6 protein-coding genes are annotated in these 11,962 nt (G+C 69.2%); 4 read left to right on the forward strand and 2 right to left on the reverse strand.

What is annotated here, in order from left to right; translation table 11 throughout:
- Positions 1-2,613, forward strand: a 2,613-nt coding sequence (gene polA / locus ACT4N3_RS05380) for a DNA polymerase I (RefSeq protein WP_444854182.1), incomplete at its 5' end; no start/stop codon positions are given.
- Entirely contained in the window at positions 2,610-4,151 is a 1,542-nt protein-coding gene (locus tag ACT4N3_RS05385) for a lipopolysaccharide biosynthesis protein (RefSeq protein WP_444854183.1), read from the forward strand. The genes polA and ACT4N3_RS05385, both read left to right, overlap by 4 nt.
- 3 nt (positions 4,152-4,154) lie before the next feature.
- Here the strand turns inward: ACT4N3_RS05385 and ACT4N3_RS05390 are convergent, their stop codons facing one another.
- A complete protein-coding gene (locus ACT4N3_RS05390) occupies positions 4,155-6,869 on the reverse strand; it encodes a [protein-PII] uridylyltransferase (protein ID WP_444854184.1) in 2,715 nt (904 codons plus the stop codon).
- Entirely contained in the window at positions 6,866-9,472 is a 2,607-nt protein-coding gene (gene mutS / locus ACT4N3_RS05395; RefSeq protein ID WP_444854185.1) for a DNA mismatch repair protein MutS, read from the reverse strand. The genes ACT4N3_RS05390 and mutS overlap by 4 nt, the downstream gene beginning before the upstream one ends.
- Before the next feature lie 90 nt (positions 9,473-9,562).
- On the opposite strand from mutS, the gene ACT4N3_RS05400 reads away from it, so the two are divergent.
- Positions 9,563-10,474: a hypothetical protein gene (locus ACT4N3_RS05400; protein WP_444854186.1), complete on the forward strand. Its 912-nt coding sequence runs from the start codon at positions 9,563-9,565 to the stop codon at positions 10,472-10,474.
- Between the two features lie 67 nt (positions 10,475-10,541).
- On the forward strand, positions 10,542-11,962 hold a 1,421-nt coding region (locus ACT4N3_RS05405; protein ID WP_444854187.1), incomplete at its 3' end, for a malic enzyme-like NAD(P)-binding protein.

Here is an 11,962-nt window from a genome sequence, read left to right on the forward strand (position 1 = left end):
GGGCCGACCCATCTCGCGGTGATCCTCGACGCCTCGGAAAGCACCCACCGCAATTTGATGTACGACCAGTATAAGGCGAACCGGCCGCCGGCCCCGCCCGAGCTGGTGCCGCAATTCCCCTTGATCCGCGACGCGACGCGCGCCTTCTCGATCCCATGCATCGAGGAGGAGGGGCTGGAGGCGGACGACATCATCGCCTGCTACGTCAAGGTCGCCGTCGAGGCCGGCTGGCAGGTCACGATCGTCTCGTCCGACAAGGATCTGATGCAGCTGATCGAGGACGGCCGGGTCGACATGCTCGACACGATGAAGGACCGGCGGATCGGGCGCGAGCAGGTGATCGAGAAGTTCGGCGTCGGCCCGGAAAAGGTCGGCGAGGTGCTGGCGCTGATGGGCGACAGCGTCGACAACGTGCCGGGCGTGCCCGGCGTCGGCCCGAAGACCGCCAGCCAGCTGATCCAGCAATATGGCGATGTCGAAAGCGTGCTCGCCCATGTCGAGGAGATCACCAAGCCGAAGCTCAAGGCGAATCTGATCGAGCATGCCGAGATGGCGCGGCTGTCGCGCCGGCTGGTGGAGCTGGTCTGCGACGCGCCGGTGCCAGAGCCGCTCGATGCGCTGGCGATGAAGGGGATTCCGGAAGAGCCGCTGCGCGAATTCCTGGAGCATCATGGCTTCAAATCGCTGCTCGCCCGGCTGAGCGGCGGCGGACAAGCCGTGGCGGCGAGCGCGCCCGCGCCTTCCCAGGCGCCCAGGCAGGCCGAGGCCGCGCCGGAGCCGGCGATCGACCGCGCGCTCTACGAGACGGTGACGGACGAGGCGGCACTGGACCGCTGGCTCGCCGAAATAAGCGCCACCGGCCAGGTCGCGATCGACACCGAGACGGACGGGCGCGACTGCGTCACCGCCAAACTGGTCGGGATCAGCCTCGCCACCCGGCCCAACCGCGCCTGCTACATCCCGCTGGAGCATGGCGGCGGCGATATGTTCGACGAGCGGCCTCCCCAGCTCCCGGCCGCGCTCGTGCTGGAGCGGCTGAAGCCTTTGCTCGAGGACCCGGCGATCCTCAAGATCGGCCACAACCTCAAGTTCGACTGGGTGATCCTGAACCAGCGCGGCATTTGCCTCGCGCCTTATGACGACACACTGGTGATGAGCTTCAATCTCGACGCCGGCGGGCTCAACAGTCACGCGCTCGACGATCTCGCGAAGAAGCATCTCGACCACGAATGCATCCCCTACAAATCGCTCTGCGGCACGGGCCTGAAGCAGATCACGTTTGACAGGGTGCCGGTCGACAGGGCGACCGAATATGCCGCCGAGGACGCCGACGTGGCGCTGCGCCTCTGGCGGCGGTTCAGGACGCGCATGCCGTTCGAGGGCGTCACACGCGTCTACGAGCTGGTCGATCGGCCGATGGTCGCGGTGATCGGCCGGATGGAGCGCGACGGCGTCAAGGTCGATCGCGATGTGCTGCGCGAGCTTTCGGCCGAGTTCAACACCCAGATCAATGCGCTGGAAGAGACGATCTGCGGCGAAGCCGGCTGCAAGTTCACCATCGGAAGCCCGCAGCAACTGGGCGACGTGCTGTTCAACAGGATGGGCCTCTCCGGCGGCCGCAAGGGCAAGTCCGGCACCTGGTCGACCGATGTCACCGAACTGGAGCGCCTCTCCCGCGAGGGCGTGCCGATCGCCAGGCTCATTCTTGACTGGCGCCAGCTGACCAAATTGAAATCGACCTACACCGACGCGCTGCAGGAGCAGATCAACCCGAGCACCGGGCGCGTCCACACCAGCTACAGCCTGTCCGGCGCGCAGACCGGCCGGCTCGCCTCGACCGATCCGAACCTGATGAACATACCGATCCGCACCGAGATCGGCCGGCGCATCCGCGACGCCTTCATCGCCGAGCCAGGCCATGTGATGATGTCGGCGGACTACAGCCAGATCGAGCTTCGCCTCGCCGCCCATGTCTGCGACGTGCCGCAGCTCAAGGAGGCGTTCGCCGCCGGCGCCGACATCCACAACATGACCGCGATCGAATTGTTCGGCGAGGCGAATCGCGACACCCGCGCTTCCGCCAAGACGATCAACTTCGCGATCCTCTACGGCATCTCGCGCTGGGGCCTCGCCCAGCGGCTCGGGGTGACGCCGGAGGAGGCGCAGGAGGTGATCGATCGCTATTTCGAGCGCTTCCCCGGCATCCGCGCCTATATCGGCGAGACGCTGACCCGCGCCCGCGAGACCGAGTTCACCACCACCCTGTTCGGTCGCAAGACCCATTTCCCGCGCATCAAGTCGAACGTCCAGCATGAGCGCCAAGGCGCCGAGCGCGCGGCGATCAACGCCCCTATCCAGGGCATGGCGGCCGACATCATCAAGCGGGCGATGGCGCGGATGGGCCCGGCGCTCGCCGCCGGGGGGTTCAGCGGCACGCGCATGCTGATGCAGGTCCATGATGAGCTGGTGTTCGAGGTGCCGGAGGCCGAGGTCGAGGCGGCGGGCGCCGTCGTCCGCCGGGTGATGGAGACGGCAGCCGAGCCGGCGATCAAGCTCACCGTCCCGCTCGGCGTCGAGATCGGCACTGGCCGCAACTGGGACGAGGCACATTGATCGACACGGCTCCCGCCGACGGCGGCCGCGACGACATCGCCGCGTTGGCCAAGGGCGGCCGGACCAATTTCTTCGGCTTCCTGCTGCGGCTCGCGGCGCGGCTGCCCTTCCTGTTCATCGCCGGCCGCTATTACGGCCCGGAGCTGCTGGGGCGGTTCGCCTTCGCGGTGATCGTTATGGAGCTCGGCGCGCAGCTCGCCACGATGGGGCTGAAGCGCGGCCTCGCCCAGCAACTGGCAACCACGGACAAGCCGCATGTCTGTGTCGTCTGGGACGGACTTGCCTCCGCGTTGGTCGCCTCGGCGATTCTGAGCGCGATCCTGATGGTCTTTCCGCAGGCGATGTTCCCGGCCGGCGACATACGCGGCGCGGAATGGCTGCTGCCTTTGGTCATTTTCGGCATCGCCGGTGCGGACGTGGCACTCGCCGCTTTGGCCTATCGCCATGACGTCGCCTCGACCGTCCAGGTCCGGGCGATCGTCGAGCCCTGGGTGATCAGCATCGCCGCCGGTGCGCTCGCATTCACCCATTTCCAGCGCGACGGCCTGATCATCGCTTATGTCGTCTCGGTCGTCGCCGGTCTGGCGATGGCCTTCTGGCGTCTGTTCCGGTCCTATGGCGTGCCGCACGGCTGGTGGCCCGATATCGGCGCGATCAACGCCGTCGCGCGGCGCAACTATCCGCTCGCCGCCGCCGACGCGATCGAATGGGGCTCGCGCCGGCTCGACATCGCGATCCTCGGCCTGCTTGTCGCGCCTTATTGGGTCGGCATCTATTATGTCGCCCAGCAGGTCGCCTCGCTGCCGCAGAAATTGAAGACCAGCTTCGATCCGATCCTCGCCCCGGTCATCACCCAGAAGCTCGCCGAGGGCGACAAGGCCGCGGTCGCCCGCCAGGTGCGGCAGGTCGGCTTCTGGATCATCGCGGCGCAGACCGGCATCGCACTGGCGCTCGGCATGACCGGCGCGGCGGTGATGGGGCTGGTCGGCCCGCAATTCCCGGCCGGCGCCGCGGCGCTGGCCTTCCTGCTCGCGGCGGAAGCGGTGGCGGCGACGGCGGTCGTGTCCGAGGCGGCATTGGTTTACATTGCCCGCCACCGCAATTTGCTGATCTCCTTGCTGATGATCCTGGCGCAGGCGGTGATCACGATCGCCATCATCGTCGCGATGAACATCTTCGAATGGCCGGCCGACCCGGCGCGCCGCCAGGCCTTCCAGGCGGCCGGCGCGGCGCTCGGCCTGGCGCTGGCGCTGGGGCTCGCATCGGTTCTGAAGGCACGGCTGCTCGGCCGGCTGCTCGGCGCGCCGGTGCAGGGGTGGCGCTGGTCGCTGATCTGGGCGGCGGCGGCGGCGATCGTTGTCGGCGGTCTGTTCAACCTGCTGCCGCACCGGCTCGAATGGCTTCATCTGTCGGTCGGCGCGCCGGCGATCCTGCTGACCTTCGGCACCATCGTCTGGCGCCGCGGCTTCACCCGCGAAGATCGCGCGCTGTTCCGCCGCCACGCGCCGGAAGCGCCCACGCTGCCGCCCGACGGCTGACCGTCAAGCCGCGGCGCGGCGTTCCTCGCTTGCCGCCGCTTCGAGCAGGCGCTCGCGCAGCGCCTTGAGTCGCGCCGGGCGCGTGATCCGCCTCCCGTCGAGCTCGGTGAGATAGAAGACGTCGACCGCCCGCTCGCCATAGGTCGCGATATGGGCGCTCCGGATCGTCGCCTTCGAGCGGGTGATCGCAAGCGCGAGATCGCTGAGCAGGGCCGGCCGATCCTGGGCGTTGACTTCGATCACCGTGTAACGGCTCGACGCCGCGTCATCGATGAACACCGCCGGGCGCACCGCGAAGGCCGCGGTCCGCCGGCTCGGCGCCCCACGCGCCGCCAGCCGCTCGCGCGCCGGCTCTTCGCCCGCCATCGCCCGGGCGACCCCAGCCTCCAGCCGCGCCAGCTGGTGCCGGTCGGCGAACGGGCCGCCGGCATGATCCTGGATCAGGAAGTTGTCGAGCGCCATGCCGTCCGCCGTCGTATGGATGCGGGCGTCGATGATGTTGCCGCCGGCCAGGCTGATCGCCCCGGAGAGGCGATGGAAGAGGCCCGGCTGATCGGGCGCATGGATTGTCGCCAGCGTCGCGCCCCGCTCCGGAAGCGGAGCCAGCTCCAGCGTGCCCCCGCGCTCGATCAGCTTCGCGTTGGCCGCGATCACCGCCGGCGTCTCGGCGAGCCAATAGCTGTCGGTCAGCCTATTGGCGAAGTGGGCGAAGCGCGCCTCGTCCCAGCCCAGCAGGATCGCTGCATCCGCCTTGACCGCCGCTACCCGCTCGGAACGACCGTGCTGCTTGTGGCCGAGGCGCAGCATTTCCTCGGCCGCCTCGAACAGGCTGGTCAGCAATTGCGCCTTCCAGTTGTTCCACGTGCCCGGCCCAACGGCGCGGATGTCGACCACGGTGAGAAGGAACAGGAGCCGCAGCCTTTCCGGGCTCTTCACCCGTTCGGCGAAATCCTGAATCGATTCGGGATCGGAGAGGTCGCGCTTGAAGGCGGTCGCCGACATCAAAAGGTGCCAGCGCACCAGCCAGGCGACCGTCTCGGTCTCTGCCGCGTCGAGCCCCAGCCGTGGGCAAAGCGCGCGCGCCACCTCGGCACCGAGCACGCTATGATCACCGCCGCGGCCCTTGGCGATGTCGTGCAGCAGCACCGCGGCGTAGAGTACGCGGCGCGATGCGATCCGCTTGATCAGCGCGCTCCCCAACGGGTGCTCGGCCTTGAACTGGCCGCGCTCGATCCGCGACAAGAGACCGATCGCGCGCAGGCTGTGCTCGTCGACCGTGTAGTGATGATACATATCGAACTGCATGCGCGCGACGACGCGGCCGAAGTCCGGCACGAAGCGGCCGAACACGCCGGCCTCGTTCATCCAGCGCAGCACCGTTTCGGGATCGCGCGGGCTGGTCAGTACGTCGAGGAACAAGGCGTTCGCTCTGGGATCGTCGCGGATCGCATCGACCAGCTTCGCCTGCCGCGCCGCCGCGCGCATCGCCAGCGGGTGAATCTCCAGCCCGTGCTTGTCGGCGAGCGCGAACGTCTGGATGAGCCGGACCGGATCGGCGGCGAGAAAGGCATCGTCCGGCACCGCGAGCCGGCCGCGATCGAGGACGAAACCCTCCAGCTTGCCCGGCCGGCGGCGGAAGCTCGGCAGCATGAAGCGCCGGCCGCGGGCCGCGAACTTCTCGTCGAGATGGGCGAGGAAGACGCCGGTCAGGTCGCCGACGGTGCGCGCGTGGAGGAAATAATGGCGCATGAAGCGCTCGACGGCCGATTTTCCCGGCCGGTCGGCATAATTCATCCGCGCCGCGATCTCGCGCTGATAGTCGAAGGTCAGCCGCTCCTCCGCCCGGCCGGCGACGATGTGAAGATGGCAGCGCACCGCCCATAAGAAGCGCTCGGCGCGCTGGAATTGCCTAAGTTCGCCGGCGGACAGCAGCCCCGCCTCGACCAGTCCGGAAACGTCGCTCAGCCGATAGGCATATTTGCCGATCCAGAAGAGCGTGTGCAGGTCGCGAAGGCCGCCTTTGCCTTCCTTGATATTGGGCTCGACGACATAACGGCTGTCGCCCATCCGGACGTGGCGCGCGTCGCGCTCGTCCAGCTTCTCCTTGATGAAGGCGCGGATGTGGCCCGAGCCGATCTTTTTCCAGAACCAGGCCTGGACCTCGTCGTACAGCGCTTCGTCGCCCCAGACGTACCGCGCTTCCAGGGTCGCGGTGCGGATCGTATGGTCGGCGGCGGCGAGCCGGATCAGCTCCTCGGCGCCGCGCGCCGAATGGCCGACCTTGAGACCAAGGTCCCAGAGCAAATAGAGGATCGCCTCGACCACCGTCTCGGTCCAGTCGGTCGGCTTCCACGGCGTGATGAACGAGATGTCGATGTCCGAAAACGGCGCCATCTCGCCGCGCCCGTAACCGCCCGCGGCGAGCAACAGCAGCCGCTCGGACTTGGTCGGATTGGACAAAGGATGGAGCCGGTCGACGACAAAATCATGCGCCAGCCGGACGATCTGATCGGTGAGAAAGGCGTAAGCGGCGGCGATCTCGGTGCCGGCATAAGGCCGCTCCTCCAGCCGCTGCGCGATCTCCGCCCGCCCGCCCGCCAGCGCCGCCCTCAACTGCCGCACCGCCTCGGCCCCGTCCGCCTCAGCCAGCGCCTCGGCCAGCGGCCGCCGGTCGATGATCGCCCGGCGCTGCGGGATCGCGGCCATGCGGGCGGTCACTTATCCTCCTCGGCGAGCCGCTTCAGCCGATAGACCAGTTCCAGAGCGTCGCGCGGCGAGAGGGTATCGGGCAACGCCTCGGCGAGCGCCGCGTGGACCGCATCGGGCGCGGCCTCCTCGGCCGGGGCGGCGGCGAAGAGCGGCAAATCGTCAAGCCCCGCGGCGATGCCGCCGGTCGCGGCGCGGCCGGCCTCCAGTTTCGCCAGCACCGCCTTGGCCCGGGCCAGCACGGCGGGCGGCAGGCCGGCGAGCTTGGCGACCGCGATGCCGTAGGAGCGGTCGGCCGGCCCCTCCGCCACCTCGTGCAGCAGGACGAGATCGCCCTTCCATTCCCGCGCGCGGACATGGTGAAGCGACAGCCCGTCGAGCCGCTCGGCGAGCCGGGTCAGCTCGTGATAATGGGTCGCGAACAGGCAGCGGCAGCGGCTCTGGTCGTGAACCGCCTCGACCACCGCCCAGGCGATGGCGAGGCCGTCATAGGTCGAGGTGCCGCGCCCGACCTCGTCGAGGATGACGAAGCTGTTCGGCCCGGCCTGGGCGAGGATCGCGGCGGTCTCGACCATCTCGACCATGAAGGTCGAGCGCCCCCGGGCGAGATTGTCCGAGGCGCCGACCCGGCTGAACAGGCGATCGACGAGACCCAGCTTCGCCCGCTCGGCCGGAACGAACGATCCCGCCTGCGCCAGCACCGCGATCAGCGCGTTCTGGCGCAGGAAGGTCGATTTGCCGCCCATGTTCGGCCCCGTGACGAGCCAGAGCCGCGAGGCTTCGCTCAAGCGGAGATCGTTGGCGACGAAGCGCTCGCCGGCCTGTCTGAGCGCCGCCTCGACCACGGGATGGCGGCCGCTCTCGACCTCTAAGCAGGCCGCCTCGGCGAATGTCGGCCGGGTCCAGCCGCCCTCGATCGCCCGCTCGGCGAGCGCCGCACCGACATCGAGCCTCGCCAGCGCATCGGCGGTCGCGGCGATCGGCTCGGCGCGGCCCAGCGCAGCCTCGGTCAGCTCCTCCAGATGCGCCGCCTCCGCCGCCAGCGCATGTGCCCCCGCCTGCACCACCCGGCTCGCCTGCTCGTGCAGATCGGGCGCGTTGAAGCGGACGACGCCGGCCAGCGTCTGGCGGTGGGTGAAGCCCGAATCGGCCGCCATCAGCCCGTCCGCGTTCCTCGCCTGCACCTCGATATGATAGCCGAGCACATTGTTGTGGCGGATCTTCAGCGACGCGATCCCGGTCTCCGCGCGGTACCGCGCCTCCAGCGTCGCGATCGCCCGCCGTCCCTCGCCGCCCGTCGTCCGCAATGCATCGAGCGCGGCGTCATAACCCTCGGCGATATAGCCGCCCTGCGCCGCGTCGAGCGGCGGCGACGGCACCAGCGCCCGCTCGAGCAGATCGACCAGCGCGCCATGCCCAACCAAGGCGGGCGCGAGTGTCGCGAGCAGGCCGGGCGCGTCGTCATGCCGGCTCAGCCGGTCGTGCAGCTCACGTGCGCCGTTCAGTCCGTCGCGCAACTGGGCGAGATCGCGCGGGCCGCCACGCCGGGCGACCAGACGACCGAGCGCACGGCCGATGTCGGGCAAGGCGCGCAGCGCGCGGCGCACCGCCTCGCGCAGGCCGCCATCCTCGGCGAACCAGCCGACGAGATCGAGCCGCGCCTCGATCCGCGCCCGGTCGAGCAACGGCGCGCCGAGATCGGCGGCGAGCAGGCGCGCGCCGGCGCCGGTGACGGTGCGATCGACGGCTGCGAGCAGGCTGCCGGAGCGCTCGCCCGTCGACGCGCGGACCAGCTCCAGGTTTTCGCGCGTCGCCGCGTCGATCGCCATATGGTCGCCGCTCGCCACCGCCGCCGGCGGGCGCAGGAAGGGCAAGGCCTCGCGCGCCACCTCATCAAGATAAGCGAGCAGTCCGCCCGCCGCGCACAAGGCGGCGCGGTCTAAACGGCCGAAGCCGTCCAGCGTCGCGACGCCGAAGCGCTCCTTGAGCCGCCGCTCGGCCGCGATGCTGTCGAAACCGGCGCGTCGCTCGATCGCGCCGGCCAGCGGCTCGGGCGAGACGATCTCCGCCGCGCCGAGCCGGGCCAGCTCCGCGTCCAGCCCCGCCGCCGGCACCGAGGTGAGCTCGAACCGGCCGGTCGAGACGTCGGCCGCCGCGATCCCCCAGCGCTCGCCCGATTTCGCCACCGCCGCCAGCCAGTTGGCGGCGCGCGAATCGAGCAGGGCCTCCTCGGTCAGCGTGCCGGCGGTGACGACCCGCACGATCGCCCGGCCGACCACCGATTTAGACCCTCGTTTCTTCGCTTCGACCGGGCTCTCAATCTGCTCGGCGATCGCCACCCGGTGGCCGGCCCTGATCAGCCGGGCGAGATAGGATTCGGCGGCGTGGATCGGAACGCCGCACATCGGGATCGGCCGCCCCCCAAGCTCGCCGCGCGCGGTGAGCGCGATGTCGAGGCACGCCGCCGCAATCTTTGCGTCCTCGAAGAACAATTCGAAGAAATCGCCCATCCGGTAGAAGAGCAGGCAATCCTCCACCTCCGCCTTGAGCGCGAGATACTGCACCATCATCGGCGTCGGCGGCGCGGGATCGGGAACAAGGCGGGCGGCGGCCATCGCGACAGCGATACCGGCTTCCCCGGACTTGCGAAACCGGGCGGCGTGCGATAGTCGCGTATTATAGGAATAATACAGCGGGAGACGGCCATGGGCCATGGCGGGGCGTTCGGCCTGATCCTCGGCTTCGTTTTCGGCGTGCCGCTGCTGATTGGCCTGGCCGGATTGTGGCGCGGCCGGCGCGGAGAGGCAGCCGCCTCACAGCCGCCCGGCTGGGACTGGCGGCTGCTCGGCCAGTCGAGCCTGCTCTACACGCTCGCCTTCAACATCATCTTCTTCGTCCAGGAGCTGTTCCTGGTCGTGCCCAAGGCGCTGACGCCGGGCCTGAGGCCGACGCTCTATCACAACAATCACCATTGGGCGGGCGACCATCCGCTCGAACGGCTGTTTCAGGGCACGGGCGCGCTGGCGATCTTCCTGACCGGGCTGGCCTGCGTCTGGCTCGTGCATCGTGGCGCGGGCCGGACGCCGGGCATGCGCCTGTTCCTGATCTGGATGGCGTTCAACGGCCTGTTCCAGTCGTTGCCGCAGGTCGTGGTCGGCGCGTTCAACCCGGGCAACGATGTCAGCATGGCGATGGACTATCTTGCGATGAGCGACCTCGCGAAGACCCTCGCCGCCATTGCCGCGCTTGCCGGGATTGCGTTCACCGGGCTCTGGATCACCCGCCCCCTGCTCCAGACCGCGAGTGACGCTGCACGCCTCGCCAGCCCGGGTCGCCGCACCGGCTACATGTTCAACGCCGCGACGGCGCCGGCGTCGCTCGCCGTCCCGGTCATCATCCTGTTCCGCATTCCCCGCGAGGCGATGGAGGTCGTGTCGCCGCCGATCGCGGTGACCCTGATCGGCATGGCCTGGGCGCAGGCCAATGCCTGGCGCGTGACAGATGCGCGGCCGTCCGCACCGGCGGGTCCGCGGGCGATCCTGATCCCGCTCGTCCTCACGCTGGTGCTGCTCGCCATCTTCCAGCTCGTACTGCGGCCCGGCATCCCCTTCTACTGAGCCCAGCCCGGCCTTGCGGATGCCGCCATGCCGGGCCTACAGCCCTGCAAAACAGGGAGAGCGGCAGGTGAGCGAGGGCAGCAACGTCAAATTCTCGGAAGCCGAAGCGCTCGCCTTCCACGCCGAGGGACGCCCGGGCAAGATCGAGATTATCGCGTCGAAGCCGATGGCGACGCAGCGCGACCTCAGCCTCGCTTATTCGCCGGGCGTCGCCGTGCCGGTGCGCGCCATCGCCGAGGACCCCGGCAAGGCCTATGACTATACCGCCAAGGGCAATCTGGTCGCCGTCATCTCCAACGGCACCGCGATCCTCGGCCTCGGCAATCTCGGTGCCTTGGCCTCCAAGCCGGTGATGGAGGGCAAGGCGGTGCTCTTCAAGCGCTTCGCCGACGTCGATTCGATCGACATCGAGCTCGACACCGAGGACCCCGACAAATTCATCGAGGCGGTCGCGCTGATGGAGCCGAGCTTCGGCGGCATCAACCTCGAGGACATCGCCGCCCCCGAATGCTTCATCATCGAGCAGACGCTGCGCGAGCGCATGAACATCCCGATCATGCATGACGACCAGCACGGCACCGCGATCATCAGCGCCGCCGGCCTGATCAACGCCTGCTACCTCACCGGCCGCGAATTGAAGGGCCTCAAGCTGGTCGTGAACGGCGCCGGCGCCGCCGCGATCGCCTGCACCGAGCTGGTCAAGGCGATGGGGGTTCCGCACGACAATGTCCTGATGTGCGACCGCAAGGGGGTCATTTACCAGGGCCGCGAGGGGCTCGACCAATGGAAGTCGGCCCATGCGGCAAAGACCGACGCGCGCACGCTTGAGGAGGCGCTGAAGGGCGCGGACGCCTTCTTTGGCCTCTCCGCCGCCGGCGCGCTGAAGCCCGAATGGGTCGACGAGATGGCGCCGAAGCCGATCATCTTCGCGATGGCCAATCCGGACCCCGAGATCACGCCGCCCGAGGCCAAGGCGGCGCGGCCCGACGCGATCGTAGCCACCGGCCGCTCGGACTATCCCAACCAGGTCAACAACGTGCTCGGCTTCCCCTTCATCTTTCGCGGCGCGCTCGACGTGCGCGCGACGACGATCAACGAGGAAATGAAGATTGCCGCCGCCCGGGCGCTCGCCGAACTCGCCCGCCAGCAGGTGCCCGAAGAGGTCGCCGCGGCCTATGGCGGCAAGGCGCACAGCTTCGGCGCCGATTATATCATCCCGGCGCCGTTCGATCCGCGGCTGATGGAGATCGTCCCCGCCGCCGTCGCCCAGGCGGCGATGGATTCGGGCGTGGCGCGCAAGCCGATCGAGGACATGGCGGCCTATCGCACGTCGCTGCGCGCGCGCCTCAACCCGACCACCTCCGTCCTCACCCTCGCCTACGAGGCGGCGCGGGCCAATCCGCGCCGCGAGCTGTTCGCCGAGGGCGAGGAGGAGGTCGTGCGGCGCGCCGCGATCGCCTTCCGCGACGGCGGCTACGGCATTCCGAT

It is taken from the genome of Sphingosinicella sp. (assembly GCF_052388015.1).
In the GTDB taxonomy this organism is placed as follows: Bacteria; Pseudomonadota; Alphaproteobacteria; order Sphingomonadales; family Sphingomonadaceae; genus Allosphingosinicella.